The following is a 20,236-nucleotide window of genomic DNA, read 5'->3' as shown; positions in this document are numbered from 1 at the left end:
GGCGTCGCCTGCCGGTAGGCCCCTCTATCCGGGATAGGAGGGGGTTTGGCGTGCCGCGAGCCCGCAAGACTGGCACTATAGAGACATGAATTCTTTATGGTTATGGATCGGCATTGCGATCGTCGTCATTGTGCTGATTATTCTTCTCGTAGTGATCGGCAAAAAACGCGGCGACGCCAAGAAGGTGTCCTTTGACAAGCCCACTGAGGAAGAACCGAAGCAGCTTACTCAGGAGCAAAAGTCCGGCAATTATCAAGCTAAGTCCGGCTTTAACTTCGCTCCTGCCGGTAGTGCCAAGGAAAAGCAGAAAAGCCCGGTGCAAGCGGAAAAGCCCGTGAAGAACCAGCCAGCTGCGGATAAGTCAGCTCCGGCACATCAGGAGGCAAAGGCAGAGCCTAATGCTACCGACATTGCCAACGAGCAGCTTAGCGGCAAGACCCCACAACCACAGGCCAAGCCGCAAGCACCTGCGGACAAGCCACAGCCCGCTCAGTCTCAGACCGATGCTGCGGCCGACAAGCCCGCGGTAGAGCAACCAAAGGAAAATAAGCCGGCACCACAACAGCAGGCAAAGCCGGCAGAAACCAATAAAACTACTGAGACCAAGAAGCCGGCAGATGTCAAAGAGCAGCCGACTGACTCTCTCCCAGATAAGTCCGAAAAGAACCCGTCCACGGGCGCTGGAGCCACGGCGGCAACCGCTGCCGGTGCAGCAGGGGTAGCGGGTACGGCAGCTGCGGCTGCAGAAAGTAAAGAAACACCTGCGGATAAAGCCCCAAAGTCGGTCGAGCAGCCAGCAGCAACATCCGAGCCGAAGGAGCCAGCGACGTCGCAGGCAGATAAGCCAGCGGAAGAGGCTTCGCCAGCTGCTGAAAAGGCAGAAGCTCCTGAAGATACCGTAGCTGTGGAAGACGCCGCAGTAGCAGAGGAATCCCCAGTCTTTGACGAGGTCGTTGAAGACAAGAACGCGGAAGACATTGAAGAGCGCGTCGATGACCGCGAGGAGGCCGAAGAGGCTGCGGCTGCAGCCGAGGCACAAACCGGCGCGGCCGAAGCTGCCAAGGAGCAGACCGAGGTTCCAGAGGGAGAGCCGGCCCCAGCGCCAGCACCACAGGAAGACATCGCTCCCGCCGGTGGGCGCCTCGGCCGTTTGCGTGGACGCCTGTCCCGGTCGCAAAATGCCATCGGCCAGGGACTTATGGGGATTCTTTCCGCAGGCGACCTGGACGAAGACGCCTGGGAGGAAGTAGAAGATACTCTCATCATGGCGGACCTAGGCACCAAGTCCACTATGAAAGTGACTGACTCCCTGCGCGAGAAGATTGCTGAGCGCGGCGTCTCCAGCGAGGACGAGGCCCGTGCCATGCTGCGTGAATGCCTCATTGAGGCAGGCCACCCAGAGATGGACCGTTCGATTAAGGCCATGCCGAATGAGGGTAAGCCAGCCATCGTTATGGTTGTCGGCGTAAATGGCACCGGAAAAACCACCACCACGGGCAAGCTTGCCCGTGTGCTTGTAGCCATGGGCCATAAGGTACTTCTGGGCGCGGCGGATACTTTCCGTGCTGCGGCCGCTGATCAGCTCGAGACATGGGGTCGCCGCGTTGGCGCCGATACCGTGCGCGGCAAGGAGGGCGCTGACCCAGCATCGGTCGCCTTCGACGCGGTAGCTCGCGGTGTAGAACAGCAAGTAGATGTGGTCTTGGTCGATACCGCAGGCCGCCTGCATACCTCCACAGACTTGATGGACCAGTTGGGCAAGGTCAAGCGCGTGGTGGAAAAGAAGACTGATGTGGACGAGGTTCTGCTGGTACTGGACGCTACCGTGGGACAAAACGGCCTGACCCAGGCCCGGATTTTCCGCGAGGTAGTAGATATCACCGGCGTCGTCCTAACCAAGCTGGATGGTACTGCCAAGGGCGGAATCGTCTTCCAGGTGCAAGAGGAGTTGGGCGTTCCGGTCAAGCTCGTGGGCTTGGGCGAAGGCGCCGATGATCTCGCGCCGTTTGAGGTCGAAGGCTTTGTCGACGCTCTCTTGGGTGAAAAATAACGGCCAACTTTGATACTCCCCCTGTATATCGGGAAGCGCGAGCGTGCGCCACGGTGTGCTGGGGGAGTTCTTCGTTTTCCTGGCTAAGTTCCAGCGTGTACCTTGCTCGCGAATCCTTTTCGCCGATTTGGGATCACCACTTCGCAAACTATGCGGAATGGGCAATTCAATTGGTATGGAAGAATGTCCTGCTAAGTGCCTGTGGTTTTTCTGACTATAAGCGTATTTGGGGCGGTTGTGCTCGCCTTTTATCAGCCGACAGGGAATGCTGCAATGTGGTTTGGCCTTGGTGAGAATGGTAGCCTGAAGGGGCTGTATTTAATGCGAAATTCGCATTAAACCTAGACCAAGGTTCGTGAGGCAAGTATTTCGTGACGCTACTTTATGCAGTCCTCCTCGCGGCGCTGGCAGTGATCTTGGCACCGGTAACCGTAAAGGTTATTGACCGAAAGGCAGGCTATCCACTAGCTGGCCTTTTCGTTATTGCGGCGGTCCTTATTGCCAAGGAATTTCCTGCCATTGCAGCCGGGGAGGAATTGAGTTTCCACGCCACTTGGGTGCGCGATTTTATCGCACCGGGCGTCGACGTAAGTTTTGCTCTCCGCGGGGACGCGTTGAGTATTTTCTTTGCTATGTTGGCGCTGGTCATTGGTGCCGTCGTCTTTACTTATTCGGCGGCTTATCTGCCTAAGAATGAGGGTAATACCAGCTTCTACACCTTGATGACAGCGTTTACGCTGTCCATTTTATTGCTGGTTTTGGCCAATGACGTTGTGGTTTTGTTCCTTGCCTGGGAGCTAGTCTCCTTGGCTTCCTTTATGCTGATTGCGCGCTCCGGTTCGGGCGGCGAAGCTGGTTCGCAGCGCACCTTGATCCTGACCTTCGTTGGTGGATTGACCCTGCTGACCGGGTTGGGTATTGCTGCGACGGTGACCGGATCGACTACGGTATCTGAGATTCTGGCGTCGCCGGTATGGACGCAGCGCCCAGGTGTAACAGCGGCCGTAGCCGTGTTGATCGCGGCGTCTGCATTTACCAAATCGGCGCAATTCCCATTCCACTTTTGGCTTCCTGAGGCTATGGCCGCCGCCACTCCGGTTTCGGCTTTCCTTCACGCAGCCGCAGTGGTCAAGGCTGGCGTGTATCTGCTGATTCGCTTTTCCACGATCTTCCACGATGTGGCGGTATGGAATTGGCTGCTCATCGTGGTCGGAATGGGTACCGCGGTAATGTCCGCGGTCTTTGCGGTGCAAAAGACGGATTTGAAGAAGCTCACGGCTTATTCGACCGTGTCCCATTTGGGCTGGATTGTCGCCACCATTGGTGTGGGAACCCCATTCGCTATCGCCGCAGCGTTGGTACACACGTTGGCGCACGCGCTATTTAAGTCCTCGCTGTTTATGCTTATTGGCGTCATCGACCACGAGGCCGGTTCGCGCGATATTCGCCGCCTCGGACCACTGTGGAATAAGATGCCGTGGACATTTGGCTCGGTAGTCATCGGCGCGGCCTCTATGGCCGCGGTACCACCGCTTTTGGGCTTTGTATCCAAGGAAGGCATGCTCACTGCGTTTGAAGACGCCCCGATTGGTGGCACTGGCCAGGGCATCTTGCTCATCGTTGCCGCCATCGGCGCCTTCTTTACCTTTACCTACTCCGCCAAGATCGTCTTCGGCGCCTTCTTTGATGGACCTCGCGATATGGGACATGTCCACGAGGCTCCGGTTTCCCTGTGGCTGCCTGCCGCACTACCGGGCTTTATGTCCCTGCCACTGGTATTTGTACTCGGAATCTTTAATAACCCGATTGACCATGCAGTGGCTGCTGTTGGTCTGGAACATCATTCGCACCTTGCCCTCTGGCACGGGCTTAATGTTCCTTTCCTTATCTCGCTCGTGGTCCTTATCGCCGGTATTGCCGGTATCTTTGCCCGCAAGACGATGTGGGCAAGCTTTGAGGACAGGGAGTTTATGCCGCGCAGCGGCAATGAGTTGCTGCACTCTTTGCAGTTGGGTTGTTCGCGGCTGGGACGAGTCTTGGCCAAGATGTCCGATTCGCATAATCCGTCCCGCCACATGCTGCCTATTGTCATTTTGGTTATCGTGTTGGCCGCGACCACCCTCATCCGCGAGGGCGTCGATGGGGTAGCGCTGCAGCCGAGGGTAGATGGTCTGGATAACCCATGGGATCTGCTGCCATTAGGAATCATCGCGCTGGCCATGTTTGGTTTGGTGCGCACTCAGAATCGCTTGACCGGTGCCATCATGATCGGCATTGCCGGCACTGGTGTAACCCTGCAGATGTTCCTGCTCGGGGCGCCGGACGTAGCTTTGACTCAGTTTATGGTGGAAGCCCTATCCGTCATCGTCATGATGATGGTGCTGCGCTACCTGCCGGAAACCTTCCAACCGGTGAAGGATAAGTCCCGCAAGACCGGCTCTATTATCATCGCAGTTTTAGCCGGTGTGGCTGCATTCTTGGGCGTGTGGGGACTAATGGGCCGACACGAGCGTTCGGATCTAGCCATGTGGTATCTCGATAATGCGCCGGATATTACAGGCGGCGATAACGTTGTGGCTACCATCATCGTGGAATTCCGTGCGCTTGATACTTTGGGCGAGCTTTCCGTGCTGGGCATGGCAGCAGTGGTTATCGCAGCCATTACTACGACGTTGCCGCGGTTCCCGTTCAAGTCAGGTACACGTCCTGCGCCATTTGGCCAGTCACAGCTGAACTCTGTGCCACTGCGCAAGGGCGTTCACGTGGTAATCCCGCTTCTGGTAATCATGTCTGTCATCGTTTTCTTCCGCGGGCATAATGCCTCTGGCGGTGGCTTCCCGGCAGCGTTGATTATGGGCGCCGCAATCGGGCTTATCTACCTGTCCCGAGGCTCTGATGAAATCGTCTTTGGCCGCATGACCCCGATTCACCTGACCGGCATCGGCATTATTACTGCCTTGATTGCAGGCTTCGTGGGCTACTTGCACCACGGCCTTGGAAATGGTGGCTTCCTCGCGGCTATTCATGCTGAGGCCTTTGGTCAGCACTGGACTACCTCGCTCATCTTCGATTTGGGCATCTACCTAGCGGTGTTGGGCATGTTGACCATGGCGATTAATGCCCTGGGCGGTTACCTGCGCCCTGGCACGGAGCGTGACTTCCTGCCGTGGATTCATGATGATAATTCCGCGCTGCCAACCACGCCGCGCATTTCGCTTGAGGATGTCGATGATCCGTATCCGGACCCGATTAACCCCTCGACCGATCCTTTGGCTTTGCTGACGCCATCGGAAGCAAGGACGAAGAGGAAAAATAAACGGTCCATGCCTAAGCGAGGAGGAGAGAAGTAATGATCCTTGCATTGACTATTGCTTTGCTCATAGGCAGTGCCGTCTACCTCATCCAGCAGCGCGGTTTGGTGCGCATCGTGTTGGGCATGATGGCCTTCGGACACGGAGCTAACCTAATGCTGCTGGCTACGGGCGTGTACTCCTACCGCGGCGAGTCCTTCCCCTCCCAGGTTCCACACGACCAGATGGCAGATCCGCTGCCGCAGGCCTTCGTGTTGACCGCGGTGGTTATTTCCATGGCAACCTCGACCATCCTGTTGACGATGGCGGCAATGGGCAAGAACGACGACACCGATGTGGTGGAGCCGGTTGATGACAACACCATCGACCATGCCTTTTCAACCTTGGGCCGTGACGCCCAAAATCGCCAGATTCTGGAAGAATCCACCAACCAACTTGACCGTATCGGTCAGGTGGACCACGACACTCCCGTAGCAGAGCGCGGGGCAGCTGAACAGAAGGAGGATGATAAATAATGACTGATGCTGTAGCTCAACTCCTTCCGCTATTCCCAGCGGTCCCGCTGATTGCAGCAGCCTTTGCACTGCTGGCACCGTGGCGTGCGGTGCGCGATTCCATCATGTTGATCATCCCGGGCATGGGAATCTTCGCTGGCCTGGGTCTGCTGATGTACACCATGAACAACGGGGTAGTTGCCCACACAGTGGGCCTATACCAAGGCAATGTGGGTATCCCGTTTGCTGCGGATGCTTTCTCCGCGTTGATGATCATCACCACGATGATTGTCGCTTTTGGCGCCAACTGGTTTGCCATTGCGGGCGGGGAGACCAAGTCTCGCTTTTATCCATCGCTCACCTTGATTTTGATTACCGGTGTCTGCGGTGCGTTGCTTACTGCTGACCTCTTTAACTTCTTCGTCTTTATTGAGGTTATGCTTCTGCCGTCTTATGGCCTTATCACCATGTCTGGTACTTGGTCGCGTCTGGCGGCCGGACGTGCCTTCGTCTTGGTGAACCTTTTCGCCTCCACCTTGCTGGTCGTTGGCGTGGGTTATATGTATTCGGTTACCGGCGCGGTTAACCTTGGCGCATTGAAGGGTGCGGCAGCAGGTAACGGGCCCGTCACCGTCGCCGCGGGTTTGATTCTCATTGCAATCACCGCCAAGGCCGGCGTATTCCCTGTGCAATCGTGGTTGCCTCGCACTTACCCGGGGACCTCAGCTGCGGTGATGGGCCTGTTTTCCGGCCTGCACACCAAGGTGGCCGTGTACATGCTCTATCGCCTCTACGTGCAGCTATTCGGTCTGGATCAGCGCTGGAATGTGTTGATCATCGTGATCATGATCATCTCCATGATGATCGGTGCCTTTGGCGGCCTAGCGGAGAACTCCATTCGCCGCGTGCTCGGCTATCAGATGCTCAACGGCATGCCTTTCATCTTGGTAATGCTTGCTTTTACCTCTGATGACCCACGCCGCGCACTAGCAGCCGGCATTATGTACACGATTCACCACATGTTGACTGTTGGTTCGCTGATCTTGGCTTCTGGCGCCATTGAGGAAACCTACGGCACGGGCCTGCTAACCAAGCTGTCCGGTCTCGCTCGTCGGGACCCCATTATCGCGTGGATTTTCGCTGCCGGTGCGTTCTCCGTCGTAGGTTTCCCGCCGTTCTCCGGAATGTGGGGCAAGCTGATGATCGTCTTCGAGATTGCCCGGGTAGGAGGCGCGTGGGCGTGGATCGCTATCGCGGCTATTATCATTGCCTCCTTTGCCGCCTTCTTGGCCATGCTGCGGGTATGGCGCAAGGTTTTCTGGGGCAAGGGCTTGCCGGAAGATAAGGTTCCGGATGAACTGATCATCCGCAAAAAGCTCATGGCCCCCTCTGCCGCACTCATCCTTGGTTCGCTGTGCATGTTCATTTTCTCTGGAATCGTTCTGGACGTTGTGGATAGCGCCTCGGAGCAGCTGCTTGATACCACCGCTTATACTGAAACCGTCTTGGGAGACGAGCCGATTGCAGTTCCCAATATCGATGAAATTCAGGAGGGCCGTTAAATGAACGCAGTGGTGTATGCATTGTGGCTCATTAAGGAAATCTTTGTGGCCGGCATTAGCCTGGCGATGGCGGCCTTTAAGCCAGATAACGAATACCACCCGGTTATCATTCGTTATCCACTGCGTGTGACTGGCGCATGGGAGATCTTCTGGTTTACTTCTTCCATCACCGCAACGCCAGGAACGCTTTCGTTGGGTTTGCGCGAGCCACCCCGCAAGGGGCTGCCGCGCATCGTGCTGGTGCAGGCAGTTCAGGGATCTGACCCGGCGGCAATCGTGGCTGACTTGGCTGATATGGAGCAACGCCTTGCCCCACGGGTGAAAGACATCGACTACGGCGTCCCAGGCCAAGGAGAGACGACGGAATTGGATGAGGCATTCTACGAGTATCCCCTCGAATCTGTCGGTCGCTTTATGCGCTCGCCTGACTTGGCGCGGGCGGAGGACACTCCGCTTTCAGAAAGCGAAGCGGACGTCGAAAAGCCAAAGCGTCATGCCCGGAACATAAAACGCAGGAAGGAGACCGAGCGATGATTGATTTTGCCACACTGTCCCCGTTCGGCTGGGTCGTATTTGTATGCGTATTCATCATTGGCATCGCCACATGGTGCGGCGTGCTGCTTGCACTGCGCACACGCGATGAGCTCACTCGCGCAATTACGTCTGACATCGTGTTCTACGGCATGATCTGCATGTACTTGGCATGGTCGATGACCAATAACGCCCCGATGGCCTACTACATTGCACTCCTCGGTGCCGTTGCCGCGGGCGTGCTGCCCACGCTATCTATGGCCCGCATTATTTCGAAGGGCAGGCGATAAAATGGCTATTTCTGAGATTATCGCCTCGGTGCTACTTATTATCGCCACCATTTTGGTGGTCGCGACGGTTATATCCCTGTGGCGGGCGCCCGACGCATTGACGCGCGCTAACCTGCTGGGGCCGACCGTGGGTCTTGCGGTACCGCTGATTATCGTGGCCAAACTAGTTGTAGATTTTGGCCGCGATGGCTTTTCCCTGTGGCTGCTCATTCAAGCCCTGATCGCCTGCTTCGGTGTGTGGATTATCGGTTCAGTAGGTTCCTTCTACCTGGGACGTTCCATCTACGGAGTAACAGTTACTGACGTCAAACACGCCAAGCATAACCACAAAAAAGTCCAAACCGTGCAAGCCAAGGAAGACGATATCTAGTCACCCTCAGCGCCTTCTGGCGGCGAGTCTTTTCTGCAATAGCGCTCAATGGCGGAAATGCAGACGAGCTCGCCGCCTTTTGGTTTTACTGGATTGTGGCATTCACCGGGCCCTAGATTCATGACGCGAATATAGTGCACAGCAACTGCCGTGCTCGGGCTAGAATGGATGCACACTATTCGGTGCTTCTAGCCCGCCCCGAAGAGAAAACAAGGAGTAACAATGAAACTCATCACGGCCATCGTTAAGCCCTTTACCCTGCCGGAAATCCGTCAGGCGCTAGAGCAGCAGGAAGTACGCGGTCTCACTGTTACTGAAAGCCAGGGCTTTGGGCAGCAGCGAGGGCATAGCGAGGTATATCGCGGAGCAGAATACGCCACCGATTTTGTGCCTAAGGTCAAGCTGGAAGTAGTAGCGGCGGATGACCACGCTGAAGACATCATTAACGCCATTGTGGATGCTGCCTACACTGGCAAAATCGGCGATGGCAAGCTGTGGGTAACCCCAGTAGAAGATGCCATTCGTGTACGCACCGGGGAGCACGGCGAGGCGGCACTGTAAAACCAGCATGCTTAACGCCGCACAGATTCGCGCCGAGGCCCATGCCTCGGCGCTTCGTGTATTGCGCAGCCTCGAGCTCCCAGCGGGGACTGCGCTCGCTGCCACCGGGTCCTTCGCCCGCAATGAGATGACCCCGCAATCGGATATTGACGTCATCCTTATCTATCCGGAGGGCCACGATCCAGACCCAGCGCTGGTGGAGAAGCTGTGGTTGCCCGTATGGGATGCCAAGTATCGCCTAGATTATGCCCTGCGCACCCCGCAGGAGTGTGCGGCGATTGCTGCAGAAGATGCTTCTGCTGGCTTTGCACAGTTGGACTTGGCCTTTGTCGCAGGGCGCAAGATATTAGTGGATGAGGCGCGGGCACAGCTGCTCGCAGCGTGGCGGCGCCAGCTGCAGCGCGGCTTTGATGACTTTGTGGATACCGCGATTATTCGCTGGAAGCGCTCGGGCGCGGTAGCAGCAATGACGAATCCAGACTTGAAAAATGGCCGTGGGGGACTGCGCGATATTCAGCTTCTGCGCGCGATGGCTTTGGGTAACCTGTGCGACTTTCCTGATCTAGACGTCGAAAAGCAGCTGCTTCTCGACGTCCGCACACTCCTGCATGTCAAAGCCCGACGCCACCGCGATATCTTAGACCCCGAGTTCGCCGCGGACGTGGCTGCGGATTTGGGCTTTGAAAACCGATATGCCTTAACCGCCGCTTTGGTAGGCGCTGCAGCCACTGTTAATAAGGCCGTAGAACGCGGCCTGGCCACCGCCCGAGGGGTGCTGGGGAGAAATGCGCTGGCGGCGGGCCGCGGGCAGCGCCGTCCACTCGATGTGGACGTGGTGGCAGAGGGCGGCGTTATCTACCTTTCGCGCAAACCGAATGTGGAGGATCCGTGGTTGCTTACACGCGTTGCGGCAGCCGCAGCACGCACGGGATATGCCGTTGCCGAGACCACCTGGCACCAGCTCCAAAAATTGCCGATTCTGCCGCCACGCTGGCCGCGAGCAGCGGTGGATGATTTCTTCGCCATTTTGTCGTCCCCGCAATATACGCCGCGGGTTATTCAGGATTTGGACCGCTATGGCCTGTGGGAACGTCTAGTGCCGGAATGGGGGCATGTGCGCGGTTTGTTGCCGCGCGAGCGCAGCCACGTCAGAGCGGTGGACCATCATCTCATTGCGACGGTTACTCGGTGCGCGGAGGTGCGCACCTCGGTAGCTCGCCCTGATCTATTATTGCTGGCCGCGCTTTACCATGACATTGGTAAGGGCTACGAGCGCCCCCACGCTCAGGTAGGCGCGGAAATGATAGCTCGCCAGGCAGCCCGCATGCGGTTGAGCGTGGCCGATAGGTCGCGTGCTCAAATTCTGGTGGCAGAGCATACCACCTTAGCGCGGCTAGCTGCGACAATGGACCCGTTCTCCGATGCCGCTCGCGACGCATTGTTGGCCGCAGCGCATTACGATCCGCTGATTATTTCGCTGCTGGCGGTATTGGCTAAGGCTGATGCACAATCGACAGGGCCTAGCGTCTGGACACCGCGGGTAGAGCAAGCGCAGAAGTTTATCGTCTCGCGCGCTCTGGAAGCACTCAAACCAGGCGTCCTTCAGCGCCCCGCGGTGCACGTGCCGCTATCTACTGAGGGCGTTGCGCTTACGGTGGATTGGGAAGACCAAGAAGTTACTGTGTCCTGGTGTGGCTCCTCCAAAGGGGAGCTCAAGCGCATTTTTGCCTTGCTGTCCGCTTTGGGGTGGACCATCGTGCGGGCCAATATCGTCAAAGAGGATGACGGTACTTATAAGGCGGAGTTTTTCATCCGCACCGTACAACAGACCCTAAAGGAAGCGGCCCAGGAGATAAGGTTTATCCAGTCTTATAACTCCCGTACCTATACGGAGCTGCCAGATATCGAGGGAGAAGTAACCACCGCGGCTTTTGATGTGGGCGGCATCTTGGTGATCCGTACCGTCGAGCGCATTGGCGCTTTGGGGCACTTGATAGAGGCATTGCCAGACTTTGTGTGGCTGCGCCATGAGATTATGGGCGCGACAATGATCGTCAATGTCTTCCTTGCCGGGCAGGCTTCCCGCGCTACGGTGGTGGGGAATGTGACCAGGGCCCTGGCAAGGGACTAAGATTAAATAGTTGAACTTTAGATCGATCTAAATTAAGGGAGCGCATCCGTAGTGTTTGACTCACTATCAGACCGCCTACAGTCAGCCCTGGCGGGCCTGCGCGGTAAGGGCAAACTGACCGAGGCTGACATTAATGCCACCGCCCGCGAGATCCGCCTCGCGCTGCTGGAAGCTGACGTGTCTTTGACCGTCGTCCGTGGCTTTATCAAGCGCATCAAGGAACGTGCCCGTGGCGCGGAAGTCTCTGAGGCGCTCAACCCAGCCCAACAGGTAGTCAAGATCGTCAATGAAGAGCTCATTGAGATCCTCGGCGGTGAAACTCGCCGCCTGAACCTAGCGAAGAACCCGCCGACAGTGATCATGCTCGCCGGTTTGCAGGGTGCCGGTAAGACCACGTTGGCCGGCAAGCTGGCCAAGCACCTGGCCAAGCAAGGGCATACCCCGATGCTGGTGGCTTGTGACTTGCAGCGCCCGGGTGCGGTGCAGCAGCTACAGATCGTCGGCGAGCGCGCCGAGGTGCCGACCTTCGCGCCAGATCCGGGTACCTCCCTGGACTCCAATGAGCATGAAATGGGTACCTCCCACGGTGATCCGGTGGACGTCGCCAAGCGCGGTATTGCTGAGGCCAAACAGAAACAGCACGATGTGGTCATCATCGATACCGCCGGCCGCTTGGGCATTGATGAGACACTGATGACGCAGGCGCGCAATATCCGCGATGCCGTGAACCCAGACGAAGTCCTCTTTGTCATCGACTCCATGATCGGCCAAGATGCCGTGCAGACTGCCGAGGCTTTCCGCGATGGCGTGGACTTTACCGGTGTGGTTCTCACCAAGTTGGACGGTGACGCCCGCGGTGGCGCGGCCCTGTCTATTCGTGAGGTCACCGGCAAGCCCATTATGTATGCCTCTACCGGTGAGAAGCTCGATGATTTCGATGTCTTCCACCCCGAGCGCATGTCCAGCCGCATTTTGGGCATGGGTGACTTGCTTTCCCTCATCGAGCAGGCCGAGGCCACCTTGGATCATCAGAAGGCCGAGGAGGCCGCCTCCAAGCTTGGTTCTGGCGAGCTGACGCTGAATGACTTCCTTGAGCAGATGCTGATGATCCGCAAGATGGGGCCCATCGGCAACCTGCTGAAGATGATGCCCGGCGGCAAGCAGATGAATGAGATGGCTGCCATGGTAGATGAAAAGCAGCTGGACCGCATCCAGGCCATCATCCGTGGTATGACTCCGCAGGAGCGTGAGAATCCGAAGATCCTCAATGCTTCGCGCCGCAAGCGTATTGCTAATGGCTCTGGCGTGAGCGTTTCTGAGGTCAACCAGCTCATCGAGCGCTTCAACCAAGCTAAGAAGATGATGTCTAAGATGGCTGGCCAATTCGGCATGGGTGGTATGGGTGGCCGCTCTGCTACCAAGAAGAAGCCGAAGGGCCGCAAGGGTAAAAACGGCAAGCGCAAGAAGGGCAAGGGCGGCGGTGGAAACCGCGGCCCGAAGATGCCGGGCGGAATGCCGGGCATGGGCGGAATGCCAGGTGGTGGCGGCATGCCGTCCATGGAAGAACTGCAAAAACTCCAGCAGCAAATGGGCGGCGGCGGTGGCATGCCGGGAATGCCGGGCATGCCAAAGATGCCGAAGGGAATGGAAAATATTGATCTCAACAACTTGGACTTTGGCAAGGGCAAAAAATAGTCTGCCTCAGTCTTAAGACATAGCAAAGGAGGCTCCCACGTTATTGTGGGAGCCTCCTTCGTTCTATGCAGGCAGTTGGGTGCCTTATCCCCAGCGCCCGTGCTCGTAGGCGTTGGCGCGTGTTCGCGCGCTATGGCCTAGACGGCGTCGTCGCGCACAGTGTTGGGGTAGGGGACTGGGTTGGCATGTGGCTTGCCGGCGTCGGTAGGTGCGGCGGGTGCCGGCTCCACAGCTGCTGCGGCCTGCTCCGGGGGGATATCAGGGGCTTGCTGTTGGACCTTTTCCCCGTTGAGGAATGGCTTCAGGGCCTCGCGAATCATGGGCATAGCCGATTCCGCGAAGGCATTGGTGATGTGGTGCATGTCGCGGTAGACCATCGTATTGCCGATGATGACTGGGCAGTCACCATTGTCATCGCAGAACCACGGGGCGGTATCTACCGAGAGCATATTCTGGTACTTCGAGAGCACTACTGCACCGGGGTCATAGGGCTGGTAGACCTGCTCAAAGCGCATGCCGCAACCATAGGCATCTTCGGTGGCTACATAGCACTCATCGAACTCGCGCGGACGGCCTTCCTCATCGAAGCCCCACGGGTTATCGCGGAAGCCCAAGAAGGGGATATCGCGCTCGGCTAATTCATCCCAAAATGCCTGGTATCCAGCGGGAACAGCATCGGGGCCCGTGCCGTACTCATTTTGCGGGCGCGTGGTATTTGAAATCACCAAGGCTGGGTTTGCTTCTTCGATGCGATCCATCACTAGTTTGCCCCATTCGGCGCACTCAGGGGTCACGGTGACATCGTCACCCAGCTCGATGGGGCAACCTTGGCGTAGCAACGGAACCAATTTAAAGCCCATTTCTTTGCCCAGGCGGTCAAGCGCGGAAGAATACTGTTCCGCGTGGGAGCCGCCAACCAAATAGACTTCCTTTTCTGCGTTTGTGTCACCGAAAATGCACGGAGTTTTGCCGTCTTTGCGGGTTTCGAAGAAGAAATCAGCGGGCTGGCTATCCGGAACAAAGCACCAATTAGCAGCCACTGGTGGCTGGATGCCGCCGGCCAGAATTGGGTCAGGCTTAATCTCTACATTATCCGGTGGGGTGAGGTGATTGATGAACGTCGTCGCACCGGGGTAGAGGGAAGGATTCAGAAGTTCTGCGTCGGCATCATCAAGCGTGCGCATCCACAGCGGCTGAATGGCCAGAAGGCCGACAACGGCCGCAGCAACCACGACACCACCGACGCCGCGAGCAGCGCCTGCCGGCTTCCGCAATGTCGATAGGCCCTTGCGTACCGGCAGATCCTCGGCGGTGGGGCGCTTGCGATGCTGGCGCAGTGGCCGCTCCAAAAAGCGGTGCGTGAGGTCCGCCAGCACCAGTGAAATGGCGATAATGATAACGCCCAGCCACCACGATGGGGTTTCTTGACCCAAATAAGAGGTGGACAGGATAAGCAGAGGCCAGTGCCATAGGTAGAGCGGATAGGCTACATCGCCCAGCCAGCGGGCCTGTTTGGAGGCCATGGCCTTGGAAATCTTGCCACCGCCACCCAAGATGATGAGCACGGCGCCGCCCAGCGGCAAGAGCGAAAGCGGGCCAGGATACGCGGTGGTATCGGCGATGATGGCACCGGTAAAGATGAGCATCACAAGGCCCAAACCCGTAAAGAGGTCATAAAGGCGGGGCGGAATCTTCCAGGCGGAACCGTAGATGGCTAGGACAGCACCCAAGGTCAACTCCCAAGCGCGTGACCAGGTGGAGTAGTAGTTCTCCGGGGTGCCGTAGAGGCCGTGGCGTGAAGCATAGGCGAAGGAGGCAATGGTGGCCACAATGAGGATCGGGCCCGCAATCTGGTTGACTGTGGGGAAGCTGCGCTTGCCCAGTGGTTGGTGCTTCGGCCGGAACTTCATGATGGCTGCCAAGATGGTCGCAAAGGCAATGCCCATGATGTAGAACTGGCCCTGTACGGCCATGGACCACATGTGCTGCAGCGGGGAGGTATCCGCTGCGGCCGCCGTGTAGTCGGCGTTTTGTTCCGCTAGCTCCCAGTTCTGGTAGTACAGCATGGTGGCTGTGATCTGCTGGGTGAGCTCGGTGCGCATGAGCTGTGGGGTGAAAATGCGCACCAGAATGTAGGTCACGCCAATGACCAAAACTAAGCTGGGTACCAAACGTCGCAGGGTGCGCCAGATGGGCCACCAAGGGTTTAAAGAAGCGTTGGGCTTGCTGGCGTAGCGCAGCTGGGAGCCCAAGAAGAAGTAGCCGGATAGCAGCAAGAATACGTCCACGCCGCCGGAGACGCGTCCAACGAAGACGTGGTAGATAACTACTAGGCCGATGGCAATACCGCGAAGACCATCAAGGTCATAGCGGTACCGGAAATTTCGCGGTGATTCTTTAGTCATAAACTGTCTTTTCGTGCGTCAACGCCTTTACAGTGAGGCAGAAGGCGCGCCATACATATGAAACCAAATGTCTATATTCGGCCCTTAAGGCTACTCTGCTTTAGTATCGATGGCATAACGAACCTGCGTGAGTGGCGTCGTGATTTTTAAAATTGCAGATACTCGCGCTAAAATACTTCAGGTTATCTACTCGGATACTCCGGGCTAGGTAGTCCACAGAACGTAATATTCTGCGTAGCACCGTTCCCGTCTACGGTCGGCCGGTATGTCACACGCAGATTAAATCCAAGGGTTGAACCGGCGCACTACCTGGTGCGCGTCTGTACTGCCCAGTGACTAGAAAAGGAGCCGTCATGGCTGTCAAGATTAAGCTGCAGCGTTTGGGCAAGGTCCGCGCTGCTGAGTACCGCGTTGTTATTGCTGATGCCCGCACCCGTCGTAACGGCAAGGTAATCGAGAACATTGGTATCTACCACCCGAAGGAAGAGCCTTCCCTCATCCAGATCGATTCTGAGCGTGCGCAGCACTGGCTGTCCGTCGGCGCACAGCCAACCGAGCCGGTTCTTGCTCTGTTGAAGGTCACCGGTGACTGGCAGAAGCACAAGGGCCTGCCTGGTGCAGAAGGCACCCTGAAGGTTGCTGAGGAGAAGAAGTCCAAGCTGGAGATCTTCAACGAGGCACTGGCTGAGGCTAACAACGGCCCGACCATCGAGGCTATCACCGAAAAGAAGAAGAAGGCCAAGGAAGAGGCTGAGAAGAAGGCCGCTGAGGAAGCTGCTGCTGCAGAGGCTGCCGCTGCTGCTGCCGGCGAAGCTGATGCCGAGGCCGAGGAGAAGGCTGAGGAAGCTTCCGAGGAGTCTGCAGAGTAATCTGCCTTCCTTTGCTCAGCGCACAGCGCTTCTACCTTCGGGCCCTGCCTACACCACTGTGCAAGTCGTGTAGGTGGGGCTTTTGTGCTGTGTGGATGAAATCAACCGGCCCAAAAAGATGACCGCGCACGCATGTCCTTGGTGGAGTTGCGTGCGCGGTCATCTTTTTAGAAAAGCACGGTGAAACCCAGCAAGCTACAACGGGTGGGGGAGGGTGAATGTTTCCCTTAGCTCTGTGGCTTGTAGTCGGCATAGCGACTGTAGACATTAGACGGATCTTTAAAGTCCATGCCACGCAGGCCGCCGGCAACAACCGGAGCAAAAAGTTCTAGGATTTGCTCGCGTGGTAGCTGTGACATGGGGCCGTTGACGGCAAGAACGGTAAAGCCATGGATGGTAGACCATGCCAAAAGGGCGTTCTGCATGAAATATGTGGGGTCAGTAGTATTGTCCAAAGCTTGCGCGTGGCGGGCGAGAAGGGCGAAGAAATCGCGAATCTGCTGAAGGTGATCCATCTTCGGATCATCTTCGGTGTGTGGATCCACACCGAGCATGAAGCGCAGCGCCTTCCATTCCAACATGCAACGGAAGAAATTGGTCTCATCCAAGGCAAACTCGAGGTAAGCGTAACCGATTTGCACCAAGTGCTCTGGAAAATCCAAGTGCCCGGCAGCTTTAGTAGTCTCATGCAGGCGCCGGACCAGTTCGTCGGTGGCAAGCTCTGCTACCTTATCGTGTAGTTCTTCTTGATCCTTGAAGTGGCGGTAGGCGGAGGTAGGGGATACTCCGGCTTCGCGGGTAACGGCACGGACCGTGATGGCATTGGGGCCGCTTCGCTTGCCTAGCTGGACTGCGATGCGGAGCAGCTCATCGTGGAGGTTTCCATGATGGTAAGGCTTATTATGCGATTCCATGAGAGTCATTTTATCACCGAAACTTATGTTCCTATAAACTATTTTGTCAGCATAGTGAGCAACAAAATTGCGGGGGTAGAGGTACCGGAATCCGCAGCTGCAGCCTCGACTTTATGCACCTCATATGCAGGAAGATGCACGATCGTGGCCGGCGTAAGGGTGACGGTTTCTTCACCATAGGTGAAGTTGAGCTGCCCGCGGAGCGTCTGCACGGTAATGGGATGAGCGGCCTTGTGGTCCGGTAGGGACTGTCCTGGTGCAAAGCTAAAGAGAATGAGATTAGCGCCATCGGTGCTCAAGACGCGCTGTACGCCTGGGCGGGGCCGCTGCGGATCCGTATCCGGTGCGATATCGAGCAAATTAAGTGTAGTCATAGCGGAAGCAGTGCCCAGATGGGAAGCCGTGCCAAAAGTATCCGGGGAATTGGTAGGTAAATCGCTCATGTGCCTACTTTAACGACAATGAGCCCCAAAAACTGGAACTTTTTCGAAGTAGCTGAAAACCCATCACTGACAAGGGAAAAGGCTCGTGCTGTAGAATTTCCGCTATGGAATTGATGATTGGTCGCGTGATTAAATCGCACGGCGTGAAGGGTGAAGTAGTAATCGAGGCCACTACTGACGAACCGGAGGTGCGCTTTGCGGTGGGGGAAGCGCTCCATGGCACGCAGGGCAAAAAAGAGCACACGCTAACTATCAAGGCAGTCCGCACTCACAAGGGAAGGCTGCTCGTTACCTTCGAAGAAGTAAAAGACCGCAATGTGGCGGATAGCCTGCGCGGCACGAAGTTTTTCGCCGCGCCGCTCGATAGCGATGATGGCGGTTTTTATGACCATGAGCTGGAAGGACTACGCGTACTTCTGGCGGGCAAAAACATTGGTGAGGTTACGTCGGTCATCCACGGTGGAAGCCAAGATTTGCTAGAGGTAAATCTCGACACTGGCAAGGAAGCACTCATTCCTTTCGTGCATGCCATTGTTCCTGACGTGGACCTTGCAGCAGGGACGTGCACCATTGACCCGCCGGAAGGATTGCTGGACCTATGAGGCTTGATGTTGTCACCATCTTTCCGGAGTACTTGGAGCCGTTGCGGCAGGCACTTTTAGGAAAAGCCATTGAACAAGGTCGCCTTGAAGTAGGCGTACATGATCTGCGGCAGTGGGCGACTGATGCGCATAAGTCTGTCGATGATTCGCCGGTCGGCGGTGGCCCTGGCATGGTTATGAAGCCGGAAGTATGGGGGCCGGCACTCGATAGTGTTGCTGCTCAGGAAAGTGCACCGAACCTAGAATCGGCCCTTCCGCACTTGAACCGTCCCCGCCACGATGAGCTTGAAGGAGTAGAGGCGCACGCCTATGCGGTCGACGCCCAGCCCGAGGAGGATAGTGACCTCCCACTGCTCATTGTGCCTACCCCAACGGGACAGCCGTTTAGTCAAGCGGATGCGCGTGCGTGGTCGACTGAGGAGCATATCGTCTTTGCTTGCGGGCGTTATGAGGGAATCGATCAGCGTGTGGTGGATGATGCCGCGCGTCGCTACCGCGTCCGCGAGGTATCCATCGGTGATTATGTGTTGATCGGTGGGGAAGTAGCGACGTTGGTAATTGCAGAGGCCGTCGTGCGACTCATTCCAGGCGTGCTGGGCAATAAGCGCTCCCATGAAGAGGATTCCTTTTCTGATGGTCTCTTGGAGGGCCCGAGCTATACCAAGCCGCGAGAGTGGCGGGGTCTGGCCGTACCGGACGTTTTGACCTCGGGAAACCACGCCTTGGTGGATAAGTGGCGGCGCGAACAAGCATTATTGCGCACCTGGCAGCGCCGTCCCGAGCTGCTGGAAGTAGCAGAGCTAGACAAGGATGATAGGGCTTTCATTGCGCAATTGGAGCAGGAAGCTAAGGCTAAGGGTGAAGGCTAATGGAGGTTAGTGCTGATCTTTCCGTGCTTCTAGGAACTCGAGAGAATGAGGATTGCCTCGCAGGACTGCCTGACAGGCTACGCGCTCAGGGCTTTCATCCAGCTAGCATTTTCGTCATTCAGGTAGCGGAATCATGCCCGGAGAGCAGCCCGTTAGCGCAGGAATACCGTTTCAGGTTTGGTCAGCGACCGCAGGGAATTCCGGTGTGGCGGCTTATAGTTAACGGTGAGACCGCACACCCCTTAGCCACCGTGGCCCCCACTGTGGCGGAATGTTTGCCCCCGGAAGCGCTGTGGTTGGGGAGCGCGGAAATCGGTTTTACAGAGATGGGGCTTGGTACCCCAGCGGTATGGCGAGCGGAAGCTGCGTAATAGGCGCCGACGAGGAAATTAATTGCCGCATTTTCACGCTAAATCTGCAGCGCTTAGGCCGTCTGGGGTTATAGTTAGGGGGGACATTCCCTCCAATTTTCTATTCCCAAGGTGGTCCCTAAACCATGACGGCTCCCAATGGCAATAATTACGGTGGATTTAACCAGCAGCCGCCCCAGTACAACCAACAGTATTATCCCCAGCAGAACAATGGCGGCGTCAGCGGTGCCACGATCGCTGCGATTATCGCAGCCATTGTGGCGGTAATCGCGGTGGCTGCCATGGTTATTATGTTCGTGACCAATAACCAGAGCGATTCTACGGATAGCGCTGCAGGGGATAGCCAATTCCAGCAGGCGGATGCGAATAGCGGATCCGGAACTGGGTCGGGGTCCGGCAAGAAGTCCGGTTCCTCCAAGGATTCTGCAGAGGATGAGGACTCCAGCCCGGTCACGGTGACCGAGACCAAGGAAGCCCCGGCACCAGCACCGGCACAGGCTGGTTCCGCTGGCTCCAGCAATGGACATTCCTGGGGTGATTACCCTAACTATTATGCGACTGGCCCGACTTCCAGTCCTTTTGCTCGCAACGTCTACACCGCTTTTATGAATAACTGGGTTGCGGGTGGCGGCACCAACGTCACCTTGAGTGTCTATTCGCCGAGCACCGGTCGTACCTACACCATGTACTGCTCCGGCAGCTCCGCCCGGGTTACTTGCACCGGCGGCAAGAACGCCCGCGTGGTTATCCACTAGGCACGCGCCGCAC

The 20,236-nt window shown here is 57.0% G+C and carries 17 protein-coding genes; 14 read left to right on the top strand and 3 right to left on the bottom strand.

What is annotated here, in order from left to right; translation table 11 throughout:
* The first annotated feature begins 85 nt into the window (after positions 1 to 85).
* From ftsY to ffh, 10 genes are all read left to right on the top strand, one after another.
* A complete protein-coding gene (gene ftsY / locus ACLI1M_RS07525) occupies positions 86 to 2,050 on the top strand; it encodes a signal recognition particle-docking protein FtsY (RefSeq protein WP_200288903.1) in 1,965 nt (654 codons plus the stop codon).
* Between the two features lie 371 nt (positions 2,051 to 2,421).
* Complete coding sequence (locus ACLI1M_RS07520) at positions 2,422 to 5,400, top strand: DUF4040 family protein (protein ID WP_200288904.1); 2,979 nt, start codon at positions 2,422 to 2,424, stop codon at positions 5,398 to 5,400.
* Positions 5,400 to 5,876: a sodium:proton antiporter gene (locus ACLI1M_RS07515; protein ID WP_023021275.1), complete on the top strand. Its 477-nt coding sequence runs from the start codon at positions 5,400 to 5,402 to the stop codon at positions 5,874 to 5,876. Before ACLI1M_RS07520 ends, ACLI1M_RS07515 begins: the two co-directional genes overlap by 1 nt.
* Positions 5,876 to 7,417, top strand: a complete 1,542-nt coding sequence (locus ACLI1M_RS07510; RefSeq protein ID WP_023021276.1) for a monovalent cation/H+ antiporter subunit D family protein — start codon at positions 5,876 to 5,878, stop codon at positions 7,415 to 7,417. Before ACLI1M_RS07515 ends, ACLI1M_RS07510 begins: the two co-directional genes overlap by 1 nt.
* The gene (locus tag ACLI1M_RS07505; protein ID WP_023021277.1) at positions 7,418 to 7,951 is read left to right on the top strand and encodes a monovalent cation/H+ antiporter subunit E; all 534 of its coding nucleotides are present in this window, start codon (positions 7,418 to 7,420) and stop codon (positions 7,949 to 7,951) included.
* Entirely contained in the window at positions 7,948 to 8,238 is a 291-nt protein-coding gene (locus ACLI1M_RS07500; RefSeq protein ID WP_411706493.1) for a cation:proton antiporter, read from the top strand. The genes ACLI1M_RS07505 and ACLI1M_RS07500 overlap by 4 nt, the downstream gene beginning before the upstream one ends.
* A gap of 1 nt (position 8,239) precedes the next feature.
* Complete coding sequence (locus ACLI1M_RS07495; RefSeq protein ID WP_049361135.1) at positions 8,240 to 8,608, top strand: Na+/H+ antiporter subunit G; 369 nt, start codon at positions 8,240 to 8,242, stop codon at positions 8,606 to 8,608.
* Between the two features lie 222 nt (positions 8,609 to 8,830).
* The gene (locus ACLI1M_RS07490; RefSeq protein WP_200288908.1) at positions 8,831 to 9,169 is read left to right on the top strand and encodes a P-II family nitrogen regulator; all 339 of its coding nucleotides are present in this window, start codon (positions 8,831 to 8,833) and stop codon (positions 9,167 to 9,169) included.
* Between the two features lie 7 nt (positions 9,170 to 9,176).
* A complete protein-coding gene (locus ACLI1M_RS07485) occupies positions 9,177 to 11,300 on the top strand; it encodes a [protein-PII] uridylyltransferase (protein WP_248098806.1) in 2,124 nt (707 codons plus the stop codon).
* Positions 11,301 to 11,351: 51 nt separating this feature from the next.
* On the top strand, positions 11,352 to 12,995 hold the full coding sequence (ffh, locus tag ACLI1M_RS07480; RefSeq protein WP_200288910.1) for a signal recognition particle protein: 1,644 nt from the start codon (positions 11,352 to 11,354) through the stop codon (positions 12,993 to 12,995).
* Positions 12,996 to 13,132: 137 nt separating this feature from the next.
* Here ffh and ACLI1M_RS07475 read toward each other — a convergent pair whose 3' ends face one another.
* Positions 13,133 to 15,400 carry an acyltransferase family protein gene (locus ACLI1M_RS07475; protein WP_200288911.1) on the bottom strand — a complete coding sequence of 756 codons (2,268 nt, stop codon included), beginning with the start codon at positions 15,398 to 15,400 and terminating at the stop codon, positions 13,133 to 13,135.
* Between the two features lie 353 nt (positions 15,401 to 15,753).
* On the opposite strand from ACLI1M_RS07475, the gene rpsP reads away from it, so the two are divergent.
* Positions 15,754 to 16,269, top strand: a complete 516-nt coding sequence (gene rpsP, locus ACLI1M_RS07470; protein WP_005325261.1) for a 30S ribosomal protein S16 — start codon at positions 15,754 to 15,756, stop codon at positions 16,267 to 16,269.
* Positions 16,270 to 16,496: 227 nt separating this feature from the next.
* On the opposite strand, the gene ACLI1M_RS07465 is transcribed toward rpsP, so the two are convergent.
* On the bottom strand, positions 16,497 to 17,183 hold the full coding sequence (locus ACLI1M_RS07465; protein WP_234288180.1) for a TetR/AcrR family transcriptional regulator: 687 nt from the start codon (positions 17,181 to 17,183) through the stop codon (positions 16,497 to 16,499).
* Between the two features lie 38 nt (positions 17,184 to 17,221).
* Complete coding sequence (locus ACLI1M_RS07460) at positions 17,222 to 17,626, bottom strand: cupin domain-containing protein (protein WP_411706492.1); 405 nt, start codon at positions 17,624 to 17,626, stop codon at positions 17,222 to 17,224.
* A 104-nt stretch (positions 17,627 to 17,730) separates the two neighbouring features.
* Here ACLI1M_RS07460 and rimM point away from each other — a divergent pair, with 104 nt between their 5' ends.
* The 3 genes from rimM (at position 17,731) to ACLI1M_RS07445 (ending at position 20,223) form a co-directional block, all read left to right on the top strand.
* Positions 17,731 to 18,228 (top strand): ribosome maturation factor RimM, encoded by a 498-nt coding sequence (gene rimM, locus ACLI1M_RS07455; RefSeq protein WP_200288914.1) that lies wholly within the window; start codon positions 17,731 to 17,733, stop codon positions 18,226 to 18,228.
* A complete protein-coding gene (gene trmD, locus ACLI1M_RS07450; protein ID WP_248098804.1) occupies positions 18,225 to 19,097 on the top strand; it encodes a tRNA (guanosine(37)-N1)-methyltransferase TrmD in 873 nt (290 codons plus the stop codon). Before rimM ends, trmD begins: the two co-directional genes overlap by 4 nt.
* A gap of 496 nt (positions 19,098 to 19,593) precedes the next feature.
* Positions 19,594 to 20,223, top strand: coding sequence for a hypothetical protein (locus ACLI1M_RS07445; protein WP_239204258.1), 630 nt, complete (start codon positions 19,594 to 19,596; stop codon positions 20,221 to 20,223).
* Positions 20,224 to 20,236: the final 13 nt, after the last annotated feature.

The organism is Corynebacterium sp. LaCa54 (genome assembly GCF_046717495.1).
GTDB classification, from domain to species: domain Bacteria; phylum Actinomycetota; class Actinomycetes; order Mycobacteriales; family Mycobacteriaceae; genus Corynebacterium; species Corynebacterium kefirresidentii.
The sequence above is the reverse complement of the archived record's forward strand: the minus strand, read 5'-3'. Positions and strand labels throughout refer to the sequence as shown.

Coding starts and splice junctions, on each gene's coding strand:
- ftsY (WP_200288903.1), top strand. CDS start 86: ATGAATTCTTTATGGTTATGGATCGGCATTGCGATCGTCGTCATTGTG.
- ACLI1M_RS07515 (WP_023021275.1), top strand. CDS start 5,400: ATGATCCTTGCATTGACTATTGCTTTGCTCATAGGCAGTGCCGTCTAC.
- ACLI1M_RS07510 (WP_023021276.1), top strand. CDS start 5,876: ATGACTGATGCTGTAGCTCAACTCCTTCCGCTATTCCCAGCGGTCCCG.
- ACLI1M_RS07505 (WP_023021277.1), top strand. CDS start 7,418: ATGAACGCAGTGGTGTATGCATTGTGGCTCATTAAGGAAATCTTTGTG.
- ACLI1M_RS07500 (WP_411706493.1), top strand. CDS start 7,948: ATGATTGATTTTGCCACACTGTCCCCGTTCGGCTGGGTCGTATTTGTA.
- ACLI1M_RS07495 (WP_049361135.1), top strand. CDS start 8,240: ATGGCTATTTCTGAGATTATCGCCTCGGTGCTACTTATTATCGCCACC.
- ACLI1M_RS07490 (WP_200288908.1), top strand. CDS start 8,831: ATGAAACTCATCACGGCCATCGTTAAGCCCTTTACCCTGCCGGAAATC.
- ACLI1M_RS07485 (WP_248098806.1), top strand. CDS start 9,177: ATGCTTAACGCCGCACAGATTCGCGCCGAGGCCCATGCCTCGGCGCTT.
- ACLI1M_RS07475 (WP_200288911.1), bottom strand. CDS start 15,400: ATGACTAAAGAATCACCGCGAAATTTCCGGTACCGCTATGACCTTGAT.
- rpsP (WP_005325261.1), top strand. CDS start 15,754: ATGGCTGTCAAGATTAAGCTGCAGCGTTTGGGCAAGGTCCGCGCTGCT.
- ACLI1M_RS07465 (WP_234288180.1), bottom strand. CDS start 17,183: ATGGAATCGCATAATAAGCCTTACCATCATGGAAACCTCCACGATGAG.
- ACLI1M_RS07460 (WP_411706492.1), bottom strand. CDS start 17,626: ATGAGCGATTTACCTACCAATTCCCCGGATACTTTTGGCACGGCTTCC.
- rimM (WP_200288914.1), top strand. CDS start 17,731: ATGGAATTGATGATTGGTCGCGTGATTAAATCGCACGGCGTGAAGGGT.
- trmD (WP_248098804.1), top strand. CDS start 18,225: ATGAGGCTTGATGTTGTCACCATCTTTCCGGAGTACTTGGAGCCGTTG.
- ACLI1M_RS07445 (WP_239204258.1), top strand. CDS start 19,594: ATGACGGCTCCCAATGGCAATAATTACGGTGGATTTAACCAGCAGCCG.